Source organism: Streptomyces sp. ISL-1, assembly GCF_018614585.1.
GTDB lineage: Bacteria > Actinomycetota > Actinomycetes > Streptomycetales > Streptomycetaceae > Streptomyces > Streptomyces maoxianensis.
This window is the reverse complement of the sequence record NZ_JAGGOI010000040.1, coordinates 77,262-100,099: the sequence shown is the minus strand read 5'-3', so window position 1 is coordinate 100,099 and position 22,838 is coordinate 77,262. Positions and strand designations below refer to the sequence as shown.

17 protein-coding genes are annotated in these 22,838 nt (G+C 71.0%); 1 reads left to right on the top strand and 16 read right to left on the bottom strand.

Annotated elements, in window-relative coordinates; genetic code table 11:
* Positions 1-37: 37 nt before the first annotated feature.
* From J7E87_RS27835 to J7E87_RS27795, 9 genes are all read right to left on the bottom strand, one after another.
* Positions 38-1,243: a DNA polymerase III subunit delta' gene (locus tag J7E87_RS27835; protein WP_215097298.1), complete on the bottom strand. Its 1,206-nt coding sequence runs from the start codon at positions 1,241-1,243 to the stop codon at positions 38-40.
* 678 nt (positions 1,244-1,921) lie between these two features.
* Positions 1,922-4,990 carry a dTMP kinase gene (gene tmk / locus J7E87_RS27830; protein WP_215097297.1) on the bottom strand — a complete coding sequence of 1,023 codons (3,069 nt, stop codon included), beginning with the start codon at positions 4,988-4,990 and terminating at the stop codon, positions 1,922-1,924.
* Between the two features lie 170 nt (positions 4,991-5,160).
* Complete coding sequence (gene topA / locus J7E87_RS27825; protein WP_215097296.1) at positions 5,161-8,016, bottom strand: type I DNA topoisomerase; 2,856 nt, start codon at positions 8,014-8,016, stop codon at positions 5,161-5,163.
* Between the two features lie 292 nt (positions 8,017-8,308).
* Entirely contained in the window at positions 8,309-8,506 is a 198-nt protein-coding gene (locus tag J7E87_RS27820) for a hypothetical protein (RefSeq protein ID WP_215097295.1), read from the bottom strand.
* Between the two features lie 268 nt (positions 8,507-8,774).
* Complete coding sequence (locus tag J7E87_RS27815) at positions 8,775-10,289, bottom strand: class I SAM-dependent methyltransferase (protein WP_215097294.1); 1,515 nt, start codon at positions 10,287-10,289, stop codon at positions 8,775-8,777.
* A gap of 36 nt (positions 10,290-10,325) precedes the next feature.
* A complete protein-coding gene (locus J7E87_RS27810) occupies positions 10,326-10,961 on the bottom strand; it encodes a small secreted protein (protein ID WP_215097293.1) in 636 nt (211 codons plus the stop codon).
* A 187-nt stretch (positions 10,962-11,148) separates the two neighbouring features.
* Positions 11,149-13,554 carry a sodium-translocating pyrophosphatase gene (locus J7E87_RS27805; protein ID WP_215097292.1) on the bottom strand — a complete coding sequence of 802 codons (2,406 nt, stop codon included), beginning with the start codon at positions 13,552-13,554 and terminating at the stop codon, positions 11,149-11,151.
* Between the two features lie 272 nt (positions 13,555-13,826).
* Complete coding sequence (locus tag J7E87_RS27800) at positions 13,827-14,273, bottom strand: ATP-binding protein (RefSeq protein WP_215097291.1); 447 nt, start codon at positions 14,271-14,273, stop codon at positions 13,827-13,829.
* A gap of 91 nt (positions 14,274-14,364) precedes the next feature.
* On the bottom strand, positions 14,365-14,718 hold the full coding sequence (locus J7E87_RS27795; protein ID WP_215097290.1) for an STAS domain-containing protein: 354 nt from the start codon (positions 14,716-14,718) through the stop codon (positions 14,365-14,367).
* A 79-nt stretch (positions 14,719-14,797) separates the two neighbouring features.
* On the opposite strand from J7E87_RS27795, the gene J7E87_RS27790 reads away from it, so the two are divergent.
* The gene (locus tag J7E87_RS27790; protein WP_215097289.1) at positions 14,798-17,263 is read left to right on the top strand and encodes a DEAD/DEAH box helicase; all 2,466 of its coding nucleotides are present in this window, start codon (positions 14,798-14,800) and stop codon (positions 17,261-17,263) included.
* Here the strand turns inward: J7E87_RS27790 and J7E87_RS36255 are convergent.
* The 7 genes from J7E87_RS36255 to ssd all read right to left on the bottom strand — a co-directional run bounded on the left by J7E87_RS36255 (position 17,217) and on the right by ssd (position 22,382).
* The gene (locus tag J7E87_RS36255; RefSeq protein WP_308313097.1) at positions 17,217-17,753 is read right to left on the bottom strand and encodes an Rv3654c family TadE-like protein; all 537 of its coding nucleotides are present in this window, start codon (positions 17,751-17,753) and stop codon (positions 17,217-17,219) included. The two genes, J7E87_RS27790 and J7E87_RS36255, sit on opposite strands and share 47 nt — an antisense overlap.
* Positions 17,750-18,223, bottom strand: a complete 474-nt coding sequence (locus J7E87_RS27780) for a TadE family type IV pilus minor pilin (protein ID WP_251018095.1) — start codon at positions 18,221-18,223, stop codon at positions 17,750-17,752. Before J7E87_RS27780 ends, J7E87_RS36255 begins: the two co-directional genes overlap by 4 nt.
* Before the next feature lies 1 nt (position 18,224).
* Complete coding sequence (locus J7E87_RS27775; RefSeq protein WP_215097379.1) at positions 18,225-18,425, bottom strand: DUF4244 domain-containing protein; 201 nt, start codon at positions 18,423-18,425, stop codon at positions 18,225-18,227.
* 96 nt (positions 18,426-18,521) lie between these two features.
* Entirely contained in the window at positions 18,522-19,292 is a 771-nt protein-coding gene (locus tag J7E87_RS27770; RefSeq protein ID WP_215097287.1) for a type II secretion system F family protein, read from the bottom strand.
* Positions 19,289-20,137 carry a type II secretion system F family protein gene (locus J7E87_RS27765; RefSeq protein ID WP_215097286.1) on the bottom strand — a complete coding sequence of 283 codons (849 nt, stop codon included), beginning with the start codon at positions 20,135-20,137 and terminating at the stop codon, positions 19,289-19,291. The genes J7E87_RS27770 and J7E87_RS27765 overlap by 4 nt, the downstream gene beginning before the upstream one ends.
* Entirely contained in the window at positions 20,137-21,285 is a 1,149-nt protein-coding gene (locus tag J7E87_RS27760) for a TadA family conjugal transfer-associated ATPase (protein ID WP_215097285.1), read from the bottom strand. The genes J7E87_RS27765 and J7E87_RS27760 overlap by 1 nt, the downstream gene beginning before the upstream one ends.
* Complete coding sequence (gene ssd, locus J7E87_RS27755) at positions 21,282-22,382, bottom strand: septum site-determining protein Ssd (RefSeq protein ID WP_215097284.1); 1,101 nt, start codon at positions 22,380-22,382, stop codon at positions 21,282-21,284. Before ssd ends, J7E87_RS27760 begins: the two co-directional genes overlap by 4 nt.
* Between the last annotated feature and the right edge of the window lie 456 nt (positions 22,383-22,838).

Below are 22,838 nucleotides of genomic sequence, written 5' to 3'. Positions count from 1 at the left end.
TTGCGACGCCCCTAAGGATGATCCGGTCAACGGGCTGCTACCCGGCCCGCAGTGCCACCGCCATCGCCTCGACCGCCAGCAGCGGCGCCACATTGCTGTCCAGTGCCTCGCGGCAGGAGACCACCGCCTCTATCCGGCGCAGGGTGCCCTCAGGAGTGGATGCGCGAGCGATCCGGTTGAGTGCGTCCCGTACGTCGTCGTTGGCGAGCGCGACCTCGGAGCCCAGCTGCAGGGCGAGCACATCGCGGTAGAAGCCGGTCAGGTCGGTGAGCGCCAGGTCCAGGCTGTCCCGCTGCGTACGCGTCTTGCGGCGCTTCTGCCTGTCCTCCAGCTCCTTCATCGCCCCGGCGGTCCCCCGCGGCATCCGTCCCCCGGGCCCCGCGCCCAGAGCCGCCTTGAGGTTCTCGGTCTCCTTGCCGTCGATCTCATCGGCTACCTGCTTGGCGTCATCGGCTGCGGCGTCGACCAGCTCCTGGGCGGCCCTGAGGCAACCGCCGATGTCCTCGACGCGCAGCGGCAGCTTCAGCACAGTGGCCCGGCGAGCGCGCGCCCGCTCGTCGGTGGCCAGACGGCGGGCCCGGCCGATGTGCCCCTGGGTGGCGCGGGCGACGGTCGCTGCGACGTCGGGCTCGATGCCGTCGCGCCTGATCAGTACATCGGCGACGGCGGCGACAGGCGGGGTACGGAGAGTGAGGTGTCGGCAGCGGGAACGGATCGTGGGCAGCACGTCCTCCAGTGACGGCGCGCAGAGCAGCCACACGGTGCGGGGGGCGGGCTCCTCGACGGCCTTGAGCAGGACATTGCCCGCGCCCTCGGTGAGGCGGTCGGCGTCCTCCAGGATGATCACCTGCCAGCGGCGGCCGGCCGGGGAGAGCTGGGCGCGGCGGACGAGTTCGCGGGTGTCCTTGACGCCGATGGACAGCAGGTCTGTACGGATCACGTCGACGTCGGCGTGCGTACCGATGAGGGCGGTGTGACAGCCGTCGCAGAACCCGCAGCCGGGCTCCCCGCCGAGGGCACGGTCGGGGCTGACGCACTGCAAGGCGGCGGCGAAGGCCCGTGCGGCGGTGGAGCGGCCGGAGCCGGGCGGGCCGGTGAACAGCCAGGCGTGAGTCATCTTCGACACGGCGGGCGGCCGCTCACCGAGGGCCTCGGCTGTGACGCGCAGATCGGCGTCCCGCGCGGCGGCGGAGAGCTGCGCCTGGACGCGCTCTTGGCCGACGACGTCGTCCCATACGGTCACGTGCGGTCACCCGCCTTTCGTGCTGGAGTCTCCCATTGTGGGGGAGGGGTCTGACAGCGGGGCCGGAGCGGGGAGCTTTCCCCCACCCCGCCCCCTTCCCGAAACCGGGGGCGGGCCACGAGGGCCTCCGGGGAGGGGGGCTTGGCGAGGGCTGCGCCTACACCCCTGTGAGCGCCGGCTTCACGGCGCAAGCGGCACCCGCGCTCGGACATGCGCTTCGCGGCGCAAGTGGCGTCCACCAGCCTCAGGACATGCCCTTCGCAGCCCGAGACGACGCTCGCGCCCGGCCGGCATCGACTTCGGCAACCCGAGACGACACCCCGCGCCGGCGTCCGCTTTCGCGGCGCGAGCGGCACCCATACCCAGGGCTTTCGCATCGCCGGGCGAAACGACTGCCCGGACCTTGACAGCATCGCCTTCGCGGCGCGAGCGGCACCCACACCCCGGACACGCGCTTCGCAGACGGCGACGACGTCCCGACCCCGACAGCGCCCCAGCGCCGGCGGCCCCCGCACCCCCTGGGCATGCGTGCCGCAGTCGGCGACGGCGCCCGGGCCCCCGACAACGTCGGCTTCACGGCGCAGGCGGCGCCCGCAACGCCGACGCCCGGACCCGGCCGGCTGCCGAGCCGACCACGCCCGGCGCCCCAGCCACGGGCCCCGGGCGGTCAGCGAATCGTCAGCGCCTGCCCCGGCCGCCGTCGTTGTCGTCCTCGTCGTGCGGGCCCAGCAGTTCGTCCGCCAGGGTCGGGAGGTCGTCCAGTGGCGTCTCTTCCGCCCAGTCCGAGCGGCGGCGGCCGCGGGGCGAGTCGGGGTCGACCTGGGGAAGTTCGCGGGTGCGGTCGTTCTCGCCCGCGCCCGCGTTCGGTGCCTCGTCGCGGAAGATGCCCGGCGGAACCCGGTTGGAGGCGTCCGTGTCCCGTGCGTCGTCCCGTACCGGAGGAAGCACTGCCGTCTCCTCAGCGTCCGCCGGGACCCTCGGAAGCACGGCCGTCTCGTCCGCCGCAGGCGCCGACGGTGTCACCGGCGCGGAGACCTCCTGCGTCACATCGTCCGGCCTGACCACCGGCGTCGCCACTGTGAGGTCATTCGCCGAAGCCGAAGCCGACTTCGAAGCTGACGCCGAAGCCGCAGCAGCCGCCTCCGCCGACCGCCGCGCCTCCTCTGCCCTCGTCAGCGCCTCTTCAGCCTTGCGCTGCTTCTCGAGACGCCGTTCCTCGGCCTCCGCCCGCAGCCGGGCCTCCTCCTCGGCCTGCCTGCGACGCCGTTCCTCTTCCGCCTGGCGTGTCTTTTCCTCCGCCTCGCGCCGACGGCGTTCGTCCTCCGCCCGACGCTGCGCCTCTTCCGCCCGCCGCCGGGCATCCTCCGCCTGCCGCTCGGCCTCGCGCTGCCGCGCCTCCTCCAGCTCGTGGCGCTTGCGCTCCTCCTCCTCGGCGCGGAGCTTCGCGAGCTGTTCCTGCCGTTCGCGCTCGATCCGTTCTTTCTCCGCCTTGCGCGCGGCCTCTTCCTCGGCCCTGCGCCGGGCCTCCTCCTCGGCCGCCCTGCGCGCCTCCGCCTGCGCCTTCACCTCGGCGTCGGAGAGCGGCAGCATCCGGTCGAGCCGGTGCCGTACGACAGTGGCGACCGACCCCGGCTCCTGGCCCGCGTCCACCACCAGGTATCGGCCCGGATCGGCCGCGGCCAGCGTCAGGAACCCGGCCCGCACCCGCTGGTGGAACTCCGCCGGCTCCGACTCCAGCCGGTCCGGCGCCTCCGTGAAACGTTCCCGCGCGGTCTCCGGCAAGACGTCCAGCAGCACCGTCAGATGCGGTACGAGTCCGTCCGTGGCCCACCGGGAAATACGGGCGATCTCCGTCGGAGACAGGTCGCGGCCCGCGCCCTGGTAGGCGACCGACGAGTCGATGTAGCGGTCGGTGATGACGATCGCGCCGCGCTCCAGCGCCGGCCGTACGACCGAGCTGACGTGCTCGGCGCGGTCGGCGGCGTACAGCAGCGCCTCCGCGCGGTTCGACAGTCCTTCGGACGAGATGTCGAGAAGGATCGACCGCAGCCGCTTCCCGATCGGCGTGGCACCCGGCTCGCGCGTGACCACGACCTCGTGGCCCTTCGCCCGGATCCACTCGGCGAGCGCCTCGACCTGTGTGGACTTCCCGGCCCCGTCGCCGCCCTCTATGGCGATGAAGAACCCGGTGGCGGCCGGCGCCTGCGCGGGGTCGGACCCGCGGCGCAGCGCGTCACCCAGATCGCGGCGCAGCGGCACACCCGCCCGGTCGTCGGTCTTCGCGAGCACGAGTGCCGCCACGGGCAGCAGCAGCGCGCCGACCAGCATGAGTGTGAACGCCGCGCCGCCGTGCGCGAAGACGAAGTCGCCGCTCGCCAGCCGGTGCGGCCCGATCGCGGCGGACAGCAGCGGGGCCACCAGCGCGCCGAGTCCGATGGCGACCCGGACGACCGCCTGGAGGTGTTCGGTGATCCGGGCGCGCCGGGAGTCTTCTGCCTCCTGCTCGATGAGCGCATGCCCGGTGCTCGCGGCGACGCCGGCCGCGAGGCCCGCGATCAGCGCGATGAGCAGCACGGTCGCGGTGTCCGGCACCAGGCCCATGGCGAGCAGAGCCACTCCGGTGACCGCGAGCGCGAGGGAGAGCAGCCGGCGGCGGGAGAGCGTGGGCAGTACGGCCGCGGCCCGGCGGATGCCCAGCCCCGTACCGCCGGTCAGCGCGAGCACGAGCAGCGCGAAAGCGGCGGGCCCGCCGCCGAGATCAAAGGCGTGCAGTACGGAGACAGCGACGGCGGACGCGATCGCGCCCGCGACCGCGGCGCAGGCGAGTACGAACAGCGGAATGGCGTCCGTACGCCCCTTGCCCAGGCCGTTGCCGGCGGACGGGCGGCGCAGTCCTTCGAGCGGCGAACGCGGCCGCGGTGTCAGCGAACCCGGCAGCTCGACGAAGTACAGCGTCGACACGGAAGCGGCGAAGAGACCGGCCGCGACATACGAACCGAGGGCCGCCTGGTGCACCGAGAACCACTCGATGCCGGAGCCCAGCAGATTGCCGATCAGCGTGGCCACCAGCAGGACCGCGGCCCCGGCGGGGATCACGGCGAAGCCCGTACGCAGCCAGAGCCGACGCAGCGCGTCGAGGTGATCCGGCAGCGGGCGCACCGCAGCGCCCTCCAGCGGCGGGGCGGGCAGCAGCGCGGGCGCCGCGCCGTCGCGGGCGACCGTCCAGAAACGCTCGGCGACTCCCGTCACGAACACGGTGACCAGCAGGATCGCGGGCGCGTTGTCAGGGGTCCAGTCGATCCAGAGGGGCGCGACCACGAGGAGCGCGACACGCAGCACGTCCGCGCCGATCATGGTCCAGCGCCGGTCGAGCGGACCCTTGGGCGAGGTGAGGCTCGTCAGTGGGCCGAGGAGTACGGCGCCGAACAACAGTGTTGCGAGGATGCGCGCGCCCAGTACGGCGGCGACGGCGAAGGCCGCTCCACGGTAGCCGGACCCGAACGAGCCCGCCGCGACCGCGGCCTGAAGCGTCAGGAGCAAAAGCACAAGGACGGCGACGGTGTCCCCGACACCACCCGCGACCTGGGCGCTCCACAATCGCCTCAGCGGAGGGAAGCGCAACAGGGCGCGCACCGCCCGCTCGCGTGAGTCCGCGGCAAGTGCATCGGATGTGTCGGAGTCTGAGGCAGTCTCTGAGACGGTGCTCACGACCGCCTGCTGCTCGGCTGGCTGCTCGGCTCGCGTCATCCGCCCAGCCTATCCGGAGCGCCCCGCTCCCCGGAGGCCTGTCCGAACATGCGGGCGCTTTGTGCGGAGGGATGAGGAAACTCACTCACACAAAGCGCCCGTAACACGTGCGTACCCACCTGCGCCGAGCGGCGGGGCCACCCGGCATCGGCGACCGGGTGCCGTCGGCCTTACTCGTCGGCCGGGGCCGCCGTCTTCTTCGCGGCAACCGTCTTCTTGGCGACGGTCTTCTTCGCGACCGTCTTCTTCGCAGCGGTCTTCTTGGCGGCGGTCTTCTTCGCGACCGTCTTCTTCGCAGCGGTCTTCTTGGCGGCGGTCTTCTTCGCCGGAGCCTTCTTGGCCGCAGCCTTCTTCGCCGTCTTCTTGGCGGGCGCCTTGGCACGCTTCTCGGCGAGCAGCTCATAGCCGCGCTCCGGCGTGATGTCCTCGACGCTGTCGTCGGTGCGCAGCGTCGCGTTCGTCTCGCCGTCGGTGACGTACGGACCGAATCGGCCGTCCTTGACCACCACCGGGCGCTCGCTCACCGGGTCCGTGCCCAGCTCCTTCAGCGGCGGCTTGGCGGCGGCCCGCCCGCGCTGCTTCGGCTGCGCGTAGATCGCCAGGGCCTCTTCCAGCGTGATGTTGAAGAGCTGGTCCTCGCTCTCCAGCGAACGCGAGTCCGTGCCCTTCTTCAGATACGGGCCGTACCGGCCGTTCTGCGCGGTGATCTCCACGCCGTCCGCATCCACGCCGACGACCCGCGGCAGGGACATCAGCTTCAGCGCGTCCTCGAGCGTGACCATGTCCAGCGACATCGACTTGAAGAGCGAGGCCGTCCGCGGCTTGACCGCGTTCTTGCCGGTCTTCGGGGTGCCCTCGGGCAGCACCTCTGTCACATACGGGCCATACCGGCCGTCCCGCGCGATGATCTGGTGCCCCGTGGCCGGGTCCGCGCCCAGCTCGAAGTCGCCGCTCGGCTTGGCCAGCAGCTCCTCCGCGTGCTCCACGGTGAGCTCGTCAGGAGCGAGCTCCTCAGGAACGTCGGCCCGCTGATGGCCCTCGGAGTCCTTCTCACCGCGCTCGATGTACGGGCCGTAGCGGCCGACGCGCAGCACGATGCCCTCGCCGACCGGGAAGCTGGAGATCTCGCGGGCGTCGATCGCGCCGAGGTCGGTCACCAGTTCCTTCAGACCGCCGAGGTGGTCGCCGTCGCCGTTGCCCGCCGAAGAGGCCGCACCGGCGTCCGCGTCGCCCGCGCCGAAGTAGAAGCGCCTCAGCCACGGCACGGCCTGCGCCTCGCCCCGCGCGATGCGGTCGAGGTCGTCCTCCATGCGTGCGGTGAAGTCGTAGTCGACGAGCCGGCCGAAGTGCTTCTCCAGCAGGTTGACCACGGCGAAGCTCAGGAACGACGGGACCAGGGCCGTCCCCTTCTTGAAGACATAGCCGCGGTCGAGGATGGTGCCGATGATCGAGGCGTACGTCGACGGACGGCCGATCTCGCGCTCTTCCAGCTCCTTGACCAGCGAGGCCTCGGTGTAGCGGGCCGGCGGCTTGGTCGCGTGGCCGTCGACCGAGATCTCCTCGGCGGACAGCGCGTCGCCCTCGGCGACCTGCGGCAGACGGCGCTCACGGTCGTCGAGCTCGGCGTTCGGGTCGTCGGCGCCTTCCACGTAGGCCTTCATGAAGCCGTGGAAAGTGATCGTCTTGCCGGACGCGGTGAACTCGGCGTCCCGGCCGTCGCTCGCCCGGCCGCCGATCCTGACGGTGACGCTGTTGCCGACCGCGTCCTTCATCTGGGAGGCGACGGTCCGCTTCCAGATCAGCTCGTAGAGGCGGAACTGGTCGCCGGTCAGACCCGTCTCGGCCGGAGTGCGGAAACGATCACCCGAAGGACGAATCGCCTCGTGCGCCTCCTGCGCGTTCTTGACCTTGGCGGCGTAGACGCGCGGCTTCTCCGGCAGATAGTTGGCGCCGTACAGCTGCGTGACCTGCGCCCGCGCCGCCGAGACGGCGGTGTCGGAGAGCGTGGTGGAGTCCGTACGCATGTAGGTGATGAAGCCGTTCTCGTACAGCTTCTGCGCGACCTGCATGGTGGCTTTGGCCCCGAAGCCCAGCTTGCGGGAGGCCTCCTGCTGCAGTGTCGTCGTACGGAAAGGCGCGTACGGAGAGCGGCGGTACGGCTTCGACTCGACCGCGCGGACCGCGAACGAGGCGTCCTGGAGCGCGGCGGCCAGCGCGCGGGCGTTCGTCTCGTCCAGGTGGAGAACCTGGCCGGACTTGAGCTGCCCGTCCGAACCGAAGTCGCGGCCCTGGGCGACGCGCTGCCCGTCGACGGTGTTCAGGCGGGCCGTGAGGATGGAGGGGTCCGAGGCGTCCCCGGCGCGGCCGGTGGAGAACGTGCCGGTCAGATCCCAGTACTCGGCGGAGCGGAAGGCGATGCGCTCGCGCTCACGCTCGACGACGAGGCGGGTGGCGACGGATTGCACACGGCCGGCGGAAAGCCGCGGCATGACCTTCTTCCACAGGACCGGCGAGACCTCGTAGCCGTAGAGACGGTCGAGGATACGGCGGGTTTCCTGGGCGTCGACCATGCGCTTGTTCAGCTCGCGCGGGTTGGCGACGGCGTCGCGGATCGCTTCCTTGGTGATCTCGTGGAAGACCATCCGGTGGACCGGGACCTTGGGCTTGAGCACCTCGAGCAGATGCCAGGCGATGGCCTCGCCCTCGCGGTCCTCATCAGTGGCGAGGTAGAGCTCGTCGGACTCGGCGAGCTGCTGCTTCAGCTTCCTGACCTGGGCCTTCTTGTCGGCATTGACGACGTAGATCGGCTGGAAGTCGTTCTCGACATCGACACCGAGACGGCGCACCTCACCGGTGTACTGCTCCGGCACCTCGGCGGCGCCGTTCGGGAGGTCGCGGATGTGCCCGACACTCGCCTCGACGACATAGCCGGGGCCGAGATAGCCCTTGATCGTCTTCGCCTTGGCAGGCGACTCGACGATCACGAGTCGGCGGCCGCCGTGTGCGGTCTCGCTGGTCGGGGACAACTTCGCTCTTCTCTCTCCGGTCGACGTTTGGTGGGCAGATACACCGGTACGACACTGCGTACGCACTGCTGTGTCCCTGCTGTCGCTGCGGAGTGTGACGGTACAACCCGCCCCCGTGTCAAACGGCAAAAGCCCGCAACGGCCACTCGAACGGTAACCCGACTCCGGCTATTCCTGCCGCCCGGACCGGCACAAGACCGGCGCGACAGGGCTTCGGCCCCCAGATCGGACCGGGGACCAGACCCAGATCAGACCGTGGATCGGATGCGGATCAGACGCGAATCGCAGGGGATCAGACGCGGCCGAAGCACCACACGCCGAGGGCCAGAAATGCGGCGCCGAAGAAAATCGCGAGGGCGGTGGCCGTGGCGGGACTCACTCCGTGAGCGACAGGCGCTCGGTGCCGCAGACGCGCTCCCGTCCACAGCAGCAGCCCGGCCCCGAACAGCGTGAACGCCGTCCCGGCGAAGATCGCTGGCCCGCTCTCCATGTCCGTACCGGCCTTTCGCTGATGCCAAGGTGCTGCCCCGGAGGGCCGAGGCTGGCACCTCCGGGCGTCACGGGCGCGAATTTCCGGTGAACGCCGCGTTGGTTCATTCGCCCGGTCTCGGTGCTGTTCGGCGCCGCCCGGTACCGGTCGGGGCGGGGCGGGGCCCCGAGAGCTTTGCGGAGGTGGTCGCTCCCCGTCTTCTTTTGGCTTCTGGCTTCTTCTGGATGCTTCCGCTGGATGCCTCTTCTGGATGTTGGCCGGTTTCACCTCATGAGCGGACCGGTTCCAGGAAGCCCTCTTCCACCAGCAGCCGGAGCGCCTGCGGCGTACGGTCACGCAGCAACACCGGGTCCTCGCCCAGCAACTGTGCGATCGCGTCCAGGATCCGCCCGGCGTTCAACGTCCCGTCGCACACGCCGGCGAAGCCCGCGCCGACCGTGTCGACCTTGGTGGCCCGGCGCATTCCCCGGTTCTGACGGAGCACCACATGCTCGGGGTCCTCCGCGCCCGGGAGCCCGACCTGCTCCTGGACGACTTCCGCCGTCAGCGTGAAGCGGTCGGCGAGAAGCGCCGCGTCGTCGTGCGTACGCAGATAGTCCTGCCGCGCGAAGTGCGCCCGCACGCTCTCCCCCAGCGGCTGCTCGACCGGGTGCGGCCATTCCTCGGCGAGGATGGACGGGCTGTCGGAACCGGACTTCCTGAGCGTGATCCAGCCGAAGCCGACTGCCCTGGTCTTGCGCGCCTCGAACTCGTCCAGCCACGCGTCGTACCGAGCCGCGTACTCGGCGGGGTCGTCGCTTCGGTGGTCACCGCTGTCGCGCAGCCACAACTCGGCGTACTGCGTTACGTCCTGCACCTCGCGCTGCACGATCCAGGCGTCACAGCCGCGCGGCACCCAGGAGCGCAGCCGCTCCTGCCACTCCTCCCCCTCCACGTGCTGCCAGTTGGCGAGGAACTGCGCGTAACCCCCGTCGTTCAGCCTGTCCCCCGCCTGCTGAACAAGCGAGCGGCACAGATCGTCCCCGCCCATCCCGCCGTCCCGATAGGTCAGCCGGGCACCGGGTGAGATGACGAACGGCGGGTTCGACACGATCAGGTCGTACGTGTCCTCCCCGACCGGCTCGAAGAGCGAGCCCTCGCGCAGATCGGCCTCCGGCGCCCCGGAGAGCGCGAGCGTGAGCCGTGTGAAGTGCAGGGCGCGCGGGTTCAGATCGGTGGCCGTGACGCGGGTCGCGTGCTGCGCGGCGTGCAGCGCCTGGATGCCGGAGCCGGTACCCAGGTCGAGCGCGGAGGACACCGGTGTACGGACGGTGATCCCGGCGAGCGTGGTGGACGCCCCGCCGACGCCGAGGACGACTCCCTCGCCCTGGCCGCCCGCACCACCGGCGCCGCCGACAGCGCACCCGAGGTCGGAGACGATGAACCAGTCCTGCCCCTCCGGACCACCGTACGGCCGCACGTCCACCCTGGCCCGTACGCCGTCGCCGTCCCGCACCAGCCAGCCGTCGGCCAGGCACTCCTCGAGCGGCAGCGCGGCCCGTGCCCGCTCGTATGCGACGGGCCGCTGGAGCAGGAACAGCCGTACGAGCGTGTCCAGGACGCCGTCCCCGCGGGTCGCGCGCAGGGCGGGCACGGTCTCGCTCCGGGCGAGGGCGGCGTACGCGGGTGCGCCGAGCAGGTCGAGCAGCCCGTCGGCGGTGAAGGCGGCGGCGAGGAACGCCTCGCGCAGCCGGGGCGAGCGGTCGGGCGAGGGAAGGCCTGGGACAAGGCTGGTGGTACTCACCCGCCCATTGTGGCGGCCGCCACTGACAAACGCCGCCTACGGAGCGGCCGACTCCTTTGTGGCCGCCGATCCGGACGCCTCCGGTGCGGAAGACGCCGATCCTTCCGTGCCGGCAGCGGGGCTCGACGCCTTCGCCGCCCGGCAGCCGGGCTCCTTCGCCATCGCCTTGCCGAGTTCGCCGGACTGCAGCTTCTTCAGCGCGTCCTGGTCCATCTTCTCGATCTTCTGCAGCCCCTTGGCGACATCCTGCAGACCGTCAGCGAACTTCTGCTGGTTCTTGGCGTCGAGAGCGTCGATCTGCTTCTTCAGACCGAGGTAGGCGGCGGCGGTTTCGTTGAGCTCCTTGACCGCGTCCTGCTGCAGCTTCTCGCCGTTGTCGACCGGCGGCGTACCGGCACTCTGCACGGCGGTGGCGAGCGCCTTGTCCGCGTCGGCGATTTCCTGGAAGGCCTTCGAGTCGGCGGCCTGGATGTCGGCGGGCTTGCCGTCCGCCGCGGTCGAAATGATCGTCTGCTGGGCGTTGGCTCTCTTCTGGATCTGCGGCTGTGCTTGGTCGCACACCTTCTTGGCCCAGGCATTCACCTTGCTGGCACCGTCGTCGCTGGTGCAGCCGGACAGCGCCAGTACCAGTACCGCACCGCCGGACAGCGCGGTCGCAATCTTCTTGTTCACCGGATTGGTCCCTTCCAAGGCTCTCGGCCCCGGAACATACACGCCAAGTGGGCGACAATCGCGTGTCGTACATCCAGCTGATGGCTTTTTGTGACCATTTGCACCAAGGGAGACAAGGCTCACGACAGCATGCAAACGGGCGGACGGCACGCCAATGCGCGCCGCCCGCCCGCCTCTTGAGCAGGTGTTACGAAACCACTGCGGGATCAGGCGACTTCGCGTTCCGCTCCGCGAGGTTGTCTTCGTCACCCACAGCGATGCCGCGCCTCTTGGAGATGTACACGGCGCCGATGATGACGAGAATGGCGAGCACCGCCACCAGCGCGCGCACTCCGGCACTGGCGTCGTCCCCGTAGCTGAACTGGACGACCGCGGGCGCGATCAGCAGCGCCACCAGGTTCATCACCTTCAGCAGCGGGTTGATGGCCGGGCCCGCAGTGTCCTTGAACGGGTCGCCGACGGTGTCACCAATGACCGTCGCGGCATGGGCCTCACTGCCCTTGCCGCCATGGTGTCCGTCCTCGACCAGCTTCTTGGCGTTGTCCCAGGCGCCACCGGAGTTGGCCAGGAAGACGGCCATCAGGGTGCCGGTGCCGATCGCGCCCGCGAGGAAGGAGCCGAGGGCTCCGACGCCGAGCGAGAAGCCGACCGCGATCGGGGTCAGTACGGCGAGCAGACCTGGTGTGGCCAGCTCGCGCAGCGCGTCCTTGGTGCAGATGTCGACGACGCGTCCGTACTCCGGCTTCTCGGTGTAGTCCATGATCCCGGGGTGCTCGCGGAACTGCCGCCGCACCTCGTAGACCACGGCCCCCGCCGACCGGGACACCGCGCTGATCGCGAGTCCCGAGAAGAGGAAGACGACCGCCGCGCCAAGGATCAGGCCCACCAGGTTGTTGGGCTGCGAGATGTCCATCACGAGGTTCATCGGAGCGCCGTCGCCGACCTTCTGGCCGACCTCCCGGGCCGCGGTCGCGATGGCGTCGCGGTACGAGCCGAAGAGCGCCGACGCGGCCAGTACGGCCGTGGCGATGGCGATTCCCTTGGTGATGGCCTTGGTGGTGTTGCCGACGGCGTCGAGGTCGGTGAGCACCTGCGCGCCCGCGCCAGTGACGTCGCCGGACATCTCGGCGATGCCCTGGGCGTTGTCGGATACGGGACCGAAGGTGTCCATGGCGACGATGACGCCGACCGTGGTGAGCAGGCCGGTGCCGGCGAGCGCCACCGCGAAGAGGGCGAGCATGATCGACGTACCGCCGAGCAGGAACGCTCCGTACACACCCAGGCCGATCAACAGCGCGGTGTAGACGGCGGATTCGAGCCCGAGAGAAACGCCGGCCAGCACGACCGTCGCGGGTCCGGTCAGCGAGGACTTTCCGATGTCCCGCACGGGACGGCGGGTGGTCTCGGTGAAGTACCCCGTCAACTGCTGGATGAGGGCCGCCAGCGCGATGCCGATGGCGACGGCGACGACCGCGAGAATCCGCGGGTCCCCGTCGTGGGTCTTGATGGCGGCCTCGGTGACGCCGTCCAACTTGGCGTACGAGGACGGCAGATAGATGTAGACCGCCACGGCCACCAGAACGAGCGAGATCGCCGCGGAGATGAAGAACCCGCGGTTGATGGCAGTCATCCCGCTGCGGTCGGCGCGCCGCGGGGCGACCGCGAAGATACCGATCATCGCGGTGACCACGCCGATCGCCGGAACGATCAGCGGAAAAGCGAGTCCGGCGTCGCCGAATGCCGCCTTGCCGAGGATGAGCGCCGCCACGAGCGTGACGGCGTAGGACTCGAAGAGGTCGGCCGCCATGCCCGCGCAGTCGCCGACGTTGTCGCCCACGTTGTCCGCGATCGTCGCGGCGTTGCGCGGGTCGTCCTCGGGGATTCCCTTCTCGACCTTGCCGACGAGGTCGGCGCCGACATCGGCGGCCTTGGTGAAGATGCCACCGCCGACACGCATGAACATGGCGATCAGTGCGGCGCCGAGGCCGAAGCCCTCGAGCACCTTGGGAGCGTCGGCCGCATAGACGAGAACCACGCAGGAGGCACCGAGCAGGCCGAGGCCCACCGTGAACATGCCGACCACGCCTCCCGTCCGGAAAGCGATCTTCATGGCCTTGTGCGAGACGGCCGTCAGATCCTTTTCCGGCTCGCCCTCTGCCGGTGTTGCCTCACGCGCGGCCGCGGCCACGCGCACATTTGCTCTTACGGCAAGACGCATGCCGATGTAGCCGGTGGCTGCCGAGAACAGCGCACCCACCAGGAAGAACACCGATCGTCCGCCTCGCTGCGACCAGTCGTCGGCCGGAAGAAGCATCAGCAGGAAGAACACCACGACGGCGAAGACACCGAGGGTGCGCAGCTGCCGTGCGAGATAGGCATTCGCGCCTTCCTGCACGGCTGCCGCGATCTTCTTCATGGAGTCGGTGCCCTCGCCGGCGGCCAGCACCTGGCGCACCAGCAGCTGGGCGACGATCAGGGCCAGCACCGCGACTGCGGCGATGACGATCACGATCAGCCGGTTGTCGTCTGTCAGTACCGCGGCTGCGAGAGAAGTGGGTTGGTCGGACAGTTCCAGATTGACGAGCCCCGCCATTCGTCCTCCTTGACGCTCAGAGCTCAAGATGTGGACGGATTGTAGGGAGCGGAACCTGATCAAAACAGGGTGCGGAAAACGAAATTGACCTTGGCTTGCTACTCAGCAAATGATCGGGTTCCGAAACAGCCACCGAAAGAGGTAATGGGGCAAAGGCATTGACGCGTATTAAATGATCTAGGGAAAAAGGAAAAGGCCCTGCTCAGCAGGGCCGTATCCAAAAAAGACGATCAAAGGGCCGGTGGCACGCCCCCGCCGACGATCATCCGGAGTCAGGGCAAGAGGGTGACGGGCGTGGTCGGCCAACTCATCCGGATCACGCCCCCCTCCTCGCTCGAACTGACCTCCACGTCGTCGACGAGGCCGCTGATGACCGCTAGGCCCATCTCGTCCTCGCCCTCGGCGTCAGAGTCCTCGTCCGTGCCATTGCGCCCGCCGGGGACCGGGGTGGACCCCTCTGCGCCCGCAACCGGGACTTCGTCCCTGACCTCGATGGAGAAGGCCTTCTCCTCCTCGGACAGCACGACCTCGACGGGGTCCGTGATGCCATGGCTGCGGTGCAGCCCGACGGCACGGCTGCATGCCTCGCCGACCGCGAGCCGGACCTCGTCCAGCACAGCCTCGTCGACCCCTGCCCGGCGAGCCACGGCAGCGGCCACCAGACGGGCGGTCCTGACATGCTCAGGCTGGGCACTGAAGCGGAGTTCAACGGTGGCCATGCAATCCCCCTCAGACGTACGGGCGTGCATCTCAGGGGCCCGGGCTGGATGCCCGGTGCCCCTCACTTCTTCCGGCAGCCTCCGGCCGACCTCAGTCGGTGGCCGCGACAGCTTCCTCGACCGTGGTGTGAATGGGGAACACCTTGGTCAGACCTGTGATCCGGAAGATCTTGAGAATGCGCTCCTGGTTGCAGACCAGGCGCAGCGAGCCCTCGTGCGCGCGGACGCGCTTCAGGCCGCCCACGAGCACGCCGAGGCCGGTGGAGTCGAGAAAGTCGACGCCCTCCATGTCGACAACCAGGTGGTAGTTGCCGTCGTTCACCAACTCGACCAGCTGCTCACGCAACTTGGGCGCGGTATACACATCAATCTCGCCACCGACCTCGACGACCGTTCGGTCGCCACCAGGGCCGGACACATTGCGAGTCGACAGGGACAGGTCCACGGATCCTCCAGCACCTTGCTATCGAGCGGCCGCCCCATGAGGTCTCCCCGGCGGAGCCGGGGGACGGTCGCCAGCCGCGATGGCATTCAATCACTTACCAGTAGCCATGCACGACGCCTTGGGACCATTGTCCGTCACGCCGGTGACAGACTCGGTGCCGATGGCCATGAATCAGCGTCCCAGACGACCTCCCGAGAGCGGGGACACCCGCCCCTCCCCCGGTACGGTCCTTGACCGGCTCACCGCGGGGGCGAGCCGGGCCGCGCGCATCACTCATACGGAGCACTTGCCCCCAAGGCCGGGTCGCCATGCCGTCTGGCCCGACCGTATCCGCCCGGAAGTGATCAAGGCCATTCAGCTGGCCGGCATCGACCATCCCTGGGTCCACCAGGCAGCCGCCGCCGAGCACGCTCTGGACGGCGAATCGGTCGTCATCGCGACCGGAACCGCCTCGGGCAAGTCGCTGGCCTACCTCGCGCCCGTACTCACCACCCTCCTCGACGGTGCCGATGCCCCCAATGGACGGGGTACGACGGCTCTCTACCTCGCCCCGACCAAGGCCCTGGCCGCCGACCAGCACCGCGCGGTCAAAGAGCTCAGCGCGCCGCTCGGCAACCGCGTCCGCCCCGCGGTCTACGACGGCGACACCCCCGTCGAGGAACGCGAATGGGTCCGGCAGTACGCCACGTACGTCCTCACCAACCCGGACATGCTCCACCGCGGCATACTTCCCTCACACCCCCGGTGGTCCTCCTTCCTGCGCTCCTTGCGCTACGTCGTCATCGACGAGTGCCACACCTACCGGGGTGTCTTCGGCTCCCACGTCGCCCAGGTGCTGCGCCGCCTTCGCCGTGTATGCGCCCGCTACGGTGCGAATCCCGTCTTCCTCCTCGCCTCCGCCACCGCCGCGGAACCCGCTCTGGCCGCCGGCAGGCTCACCGGTCTGCCCGTCCAGGAGGTCGCCGACGACGCCTCGCCTCGCGGCGAGCTCGTCTTCGCCCTCTGGGAGCCCCCGCTCACCGAGCTGCACGGCGAGAAGGGCGCGCCCGTACGCCGCACGGCCACCGCCGAGACCGCCGACCTCCTCACCGACCTGACCGTGCAGGGAGTCCGCACGGTCGCCTTCGTACGCTCCCGGCGTGGCGCCGAGCTCATTTCCGTGATCGCCAAGGAACGCCTGGCGGAGGTGGACCGCTCACTGCCGCAGCGGGTTGCCGCCTACCGGGGCGGCTACCTCCCCGAGGAGCGCCGCGCACTGGAGCGGGCCCTGCACTCCGGGGAACTCCTCGGGCTTGCCGCCACCACCGCGCTGGAACTCGGCGTCGACGTCTCCGGCCTCGACGCCGTGCTGATCGCCGGCTACCCGGGTACACGCGCCTCCCTGTGGCAGCAGGCGGGCCGTGCGGGCCGCTCCGGCCAGGGCGCCCTGGCCGTCCTCGTCGCCCGCGACGACCCGCTGGACACCTACCTCGTCCACCACCCGGAGGCGCTGTTCCAGCAGCCCGTGGAGTCCACGGTCCTCGACCCCGACAATCCGTACGTGCTCGCCCCCCATCTGTGCGCCGCTGCGGCCGAGCTCCCGCTCACGGAAGCCGACCTGGATCTCTTCGGCCCGGCGACCGCCGAGCTCATGCCCCAGCTGGAGGCCGCCAAGCTGCTGCGCCGCCGCGCGTCGGGCTGGCACTGGACCCGCCGCGAGCGAGCCGCAGACCTCACCGATATCCGAGGCGAGGGCGGCCCTCCCGTCCAGATCGTCGAGGCCGCCACCGGCCGGCTGCTGGGCACGGTCGACGAGTCGGCCGCCCACACCGCGGTCCACGACGGTGCCGTCCACCTTCACCAGGGCCGTACGTACCTGGTGAAGCGCCTGGACCTGGAGGACTCGGCCGCCCTCGTCGAGGAGGCCAACCCGCCGTATTCCACCACCGCCCGCGACACCACCTCCATCTCCGTACTCGAAACCGACACCGAGATCCCGTGGGGCGACGGACGCCTCTGCTACGGCTCCGTCGAGGTCACCAACCAGGTCGTCTCCTTCCTGCGTCGCAAACTCATCACCGGCGAGGTGCTCGGCGAGACCAAACTCGATCTGCCGCCGCGCACCCTGCGCACCCGGGCCGTGTGGTGGACGGTCACTGAGGACCAGCTGGACGCCGCCCGGGTTGGCCCGGAGCAGCTGGGCGGGGCCCTGCACGCCGCCGAGCACGCGTCGATCGGGATGCTGCCGCTCTTCGCCACCTGCGACCGCTGGGACATCGGCGGCGTGTCCGTGCCGCTCCATCCGGACACGCTGCTGCCGACGGTCTTCGTGTACGACGGCCATCCGGGTGGCGCGGGCTTCGCCGAGCGGGCCTTCCACACCGCCCGCGAGTGGCTCGCGGCCACCCGTGAGGCGATCTCCTCCTGCGAGTGCGACGCGGGCTGCCCGTCCTGCATCCAGTCCCCCAAGTGCGGCAACGGCAACGACCCGCTGCACAAGCGCGGCGCGGTCCGCCTCCTCACGGAACTGCTCCGGGGAGCCCCGGCGGCCCCGCCCGCGACCTGACCGTCGGCGCGTACGGCCCGAAGCGTGCCTGAGCCGTCACCTCGGCCATCTCGCCCCGCACGGCGCATCGCACCACCGCGGCACCCTGCGCCGTGGCCACCTCGGTGGCCTTGGCGCAGGCCGCGGCCGTGCCCCGCAGGGCGTGATCGGCCGCGGCAAGCACCGCCAAGTCGGCGGCGGAGCCGGCCCGGTGCCGGGCGACGACCGCCTGTCCCATGGCCAGGACGACGGCGAAGACGGCACACAGCACGGTGGTGACCATGGCAACCCAAACGGTCGCCGACCCGCGGTCCTGGGTCGTCGGCCCCGGGTCCCCAGCGTCCTGGGCCGCGCCTCGGGAGTCCCGGGTGACGGGCCCCCGGGCCTGGGGGTCCTGGACGGGCCCGCAGTCCCTTGGGTTCTGGGTAACGGGCCCCCTGTGCCAGGGGCCCGGGGTGACGGGCCCTCTGTCCTGGGGGCCCCGGGTGATAGGCCCCCAGGACCGGTTCATGGGGTCACCTCCGGGACAGACGGGCGGGCAGTGGCGGTCCGGTGTGTGGCTGCATCGCCGGCAGCCGGTGGCCCGGCTGGGTCCCGCCCCACCGTGTCCTCGGCCAGGGCCGCCGCCTCCGCGCTCAGCGTCAGGGCCAGCGTGCCCGGGCCTGGTGCGTGTGCCTCGACCCGTACTCGCCACAGGTCACCCGCCCGCCTGAGCGTGACCCGCGCACCAGCCGGGGCCGCCGAACGGGCGGCGGCCAGTGTGGCCGCCGGCGGTTCGGACCTGGCGGCTGCCCGGGCCCCGGCCCGGGCACCGTCCACGCACTGGATCTGCGCAGAAGCCGCCATCAGCGCCCAGACCAGGGCCATGGCGAAAACCACCAGGGCGGGCACCGCGACGGCCGCCTCCGCCGTCACAGAACCCCGGTCGCGCGCCGTGTCGGACACCTCGTCGCGCCCTGTGGCGCGACTCTTGTCGCGCATCTCAGAACTGCGCATCGAGGGCTTTCCCGATCACCGATTGGAGCGCCCCGGATACGGCCCCGCTCGTGACGACCTTGTACAGAACGGCCGCGAAGGCACACGCGGCGATCGTCCCCATCGCGTACTCGGACGTCGTCATCCCCGAGTCCTTACGCATCCTGCGCGAAAGCCCGTGCAGCCATCCCCGCATCGGATTCCACATGTCAACCCCCAAGAGATCCAGTTCAGTCGGTCAGTGCTCAGTTGCTCAGTGCTCGGCGCCAGTTGCTCAGCGCTCAGTCGGTCAGGGCCGGCTTGCTCAGTTGCCGTTCAGCAGTCCGTCCGCCAGGCCGATCACCACCGGAGCCACCCCCATCGCCAGAAAGGCGGGCAGGAAGCACAGCCCCACCGGTGCGGTGATCAGGACTTGCGCCTTGCGGCCCCGGGCCGTGGCCGTCCGCGCCCGATCGGCCCGGAAGCGCTCGGCCAGCCGGGACACCGGATCCGCCGCCGGGGCACCCGTGGAGTCGGCCCGCTCCAGACAGCGGGCCAGCCCTGTCGCACCCGGTATCCGGCCGAACCATCCCCAGGCCTGTGCCGGCTCGCCCCCGAGCCGCAATTCGGCCGCCGCCCGAGCGAGACGCTCGCCGACCGGCCCGCCCAGCGACTCCCCGACCGCCTCCGCGGCCTCCCGCGGTCCCGCGCCGGCCGAGATGCAGGCCGCCAGAAGGTCGGCGGCAAGCGGCAGTTGACGGCCCGCATCCCGGTCCACTGGGCCCGGGCCCGGCTTCCGGTTCCGCTGCCAGCGCCGTACGCCATAGGCCGCGCCGAGTCCGACAGCGCAGCCGATCACACCGCCGACGAGGACATAGCCGGTGATCACCGCGCCCAACGGGGAGGCCCATTGCCGCACCCACGCCCCGAACTCCGGTCGCCACCGCTGCCGTTCGCGCTCCATCGCCAGCAGCGCCTCGATCCGCCTGCGCACCCGGCGCTCGTGCCGTCGCCCCGCGATCGTGAAGCCCAGACAGGCCACCCCGGCCAGCAGGAACACCGCTGCCCCCAGCCTGTGGACGGTGTCCCCGGTCATGGTTCCTCCCCCGTCCGCACGATCCGCGCGGCCCAGCTGAGACCCGCGACCTCCAGGAGCCCGCCCACCACCAGGCACACCAAGCCCGCCGGAGTGTGCAGCAGGACTCTCAGGGGGTCGGCGCCCAGCGCCCAGCCCATCCCCAGGCCCACCAGCGGAAGCGCCGCCAGCAGGGCGATCGTGGAGTACGCACCCGCCAACTGCGTCTGCAAGTCCGCCCGTTGGTCCCGCTCCGCCCGCAGCGCCGCCTCCAGCCGGTCGAGCCCGGCGGCCAGTCCGGCCCCGCTGTCCACCGCGACCCGCCAGCAGGCCGCGATTCCCGCGAACCCGTCCGCCCCCGGCTCCCGTGCCGCTTCCCGCAGCGCCTGGGGCACATCTCCCCCGAACCGCGCCGCGGCCAGCACCGCGGCGTCCGCGCCACCCAGCGCCCCCGCGGATCTGGCGGCGAACAGCAATGCTTGCCCCGGCTGCAGCCCTGCCCGCAGTTCCCCGGCGACGGCACCGCACAAGGTGATCACCCCCTCGGCCCGCCTCTCCTGCTCCCGCCTCCGCTCCCGCGCCCGCAGCCGTCGCCTCACCAGCGGCACCGCCGCCGCCCCCGCGATCAGCGGCAGCACCGACTCCCCCAGCACGGCGAGAACGAGCGCCACCGGCAGGCACAGCCACTCCCGCCGCAACCTGGCCCAGGGCAGGTACCGCGCCCACGACCACATCGGAGGGACGGCGACGGCACCGGCGCCCGCGACCAGCAGCCGCGCGCGCTTGAGCCCCTGGCCCTGCCCGACCGTCAGCCACGCCGCCGCCCCCGCGCACACCGCGGCCACGTACACCGGCCCACTGGCCATCACCTCGCACCTCCGATCAGCGGCCGCAGCCGCTCCCAGCCCCGCTCGTACGCGAAGGCCTCCGCGCTCCACCGCAGCGCGGGCACGGTCACCACCAGTCCCGCCGCGTCCCGCTCCAGCACATGCACCTCGGCGATACGCCGCTGCCCGCCCCGGTCCCGGACGAGATGGATCACCACCGAGAGGGCCGCCGCCAACTGGCTGTGCAGCGCTGCCCGGTCGAGCCCGGCCGCCGTCCCGAGCGCCTCCAGCCGCGCGGGCACATCCGCTGCCGCATTGGCGTGGACTGTCCCGCAGCCGCCCTCGTGCCCGGTATTGAGCGCGGCCAGCAGCTCGGTCACTTCGGCTCCGCGCACCTCGCCGACGACCAGCCGGTCGGGCCGCATCCGCAGCGCCTGGCGCACCAGGTCCCGCAGCGTCACCCGGCCGGCGCCTTCCTGATTCGCCGCTCGTGACTCCAGCCGCACCACATGCGGATGCTCGGGTCTGAGCTCCGCCGAGTCCTCGGCCAGGACGATCCGCTCCCGGTCTCCCACGAGCCCAAGCAGACTGGACAGCAAGGTCGTCTTCCCCGAGCCCGTGCCGCCGCTGATGAGGAACGACAGCCGTGCGTCGATCAGCGCCCGCAGCACCCGGTCCCCGCCAGGGGGCACCGTCCCCGCAGCGACGAGCTCCCCCACAGAGAACGCCCTGGGCCGCACCACCCGCAGCGACAGACACGTCGAGCCGACCGCCACGGGCGGGATCACGGCATGCATCCGCGTCCCGTCCGGCAGCCGGGCGTCCACCCAGGGTCGGGCGTCGTCCAGCCGCCGCTCCGCCACCGCGGCGAGCCGCTGTGCCAGCCTGCGCACCGACGCCGCGTCCGCGAAGGTCACCCCGGTGAGCTCGAGACCCCGACCGCGGTCCACCCACACCCGGTCGGGTGCGGACACCAGGACGTCGGTCACGCACGGATCGGCCAGCAGCGGCTCCAGCGGTCCCGTCCCCACCAGCTCGCACCGCAACTTCTCGGTGCCGCCGAGCACTTCGGCGTCCCCGAGCAGCCGCCCTTGCGCCCGAAGCGCGGCCGCCACCCGGGCCGGTGTGGGCTCGGCCCCGCTCTCCGCGAGCCGCTGCCGTACGGCGTCCAGCAGTCCGGTGGTCATGAGACCCCGCCCCCGGTCAGCGCTCGCTCCCAGAAGGCCGTGCAGAACCTGGCAAGCGGCCCGCGCGCACGGCCTGGCGGAGCGCCTCCTTCCTGCGCGGCCAACAGTCCGGCTTCCACGGGAAGTTCGCCCGCCAGCGGCAGTCCCAGGGCGTCCGCGACCCATTGCTCGTCCAGCCCCGCCGCGTACGGCCCGCGCACCACCACGCGCAGGTCCTGGAGCACCATGCCCACCGTCGACGCCACCCTGTTGGCCGCGGCGACCGCCCGTAGTTCGGCCGGCACCACCAGCAGCCCGAGATCGAGCTGGGCCAGCGCCTCCGCCACGCCCTCGTCGACCCGGCGCGGCAGATCCACGACCACCACCCCGCCCCGCCTGCGCGCCGCGGCCAGCACCGAACGCATCGCCTCCGGCGGAATCACCACAGAGTCCCCGCGGTCCCAGCTGAGTACCCGCAGCGCATGCAGCTCGGGCAGCGACTCCTCCAGCGCCCCGCCGGCGACCCGCCCCTTGGAAGCGGCGAAATCCGGCCAACGTCTGCCTTCCACTTGCTCTCCGCCGAGCAGCACGTCCAGCCCGCCGCCGAGCGGGTCGCCGTCGACCAGCATGGTGCGCCGACCGCCCCGGGCCGCAGAGACAGCCAGCGCGCAGGCCAGCGTCGATGCCCCGGCTCCACCCCTGCCGCCGATCACACCGACGGTCAGCGCCTGTCGTCCGACACCCTCGACCACATCGGCGATCCGGTCGACGAGCCAGCCTTCCGCATCGGGCAGACGCAGCACACAGTCGGCGCCGATTTCCACCGCCCGCCGCCAGACGTCCGGGTCGTCCTGGTCCCGCCCCACGAGCAGCACACCCGGTCTGCGCGTGGCTCCGCGGCAACGCGCGGCCGCGTCGTCGCCGACGAGCACCAGCGGCGCCCCCTCCCAGCTTCCGCTTCGCTCCGGCACCGAGTGATGGACGTCCGGTTCGGCTCCCGCCGCGGCGCACAGCCGCAGCAGATCGTCGAGCAGTTCCATGTCTTCAGTGACGATCAGAGGCCCGTCCCGCCGCCCTTCAACGACCGGCGGCCGCTCTGATGTGATGGATCCAGCCACGATCTCCACCCCCTACTTACTTTGGATCTCGCTTCGTTCTGAGATCTGCGATTCCTGCGGTCCGCGAACTGCGCGGGTGGAATCACCGTGCAGCGCACCGGAAAATCGTGTGGATCTTGCTGAAAAACTGTGGACAACTAGCCACTTGTGAATATCCCGGTCGTCCATACCGGTGACTCCCGGGAGCAGCCCTTCCACTACACACAGTGACGGTGCAGAGTGATGGAAGGCCGACGGCTACACGGCTCACACGAGAGGAGAACGATCACAGTGGATCGCAGCAGATGGACGAAAAAGCGTCCGGACATGCGACGACCCCCGCCGGGGGGGAGAGCGGGGGTCGTCTCTCCGGCCGACTCGGGGGGGGAGGAGCCGGACCGGGTTAGCACGGTCGCGAACGATCCGTGACTTCCATGGTGTACCCGAGAGCCTTCTCAGGCAAACCCACACACCCGA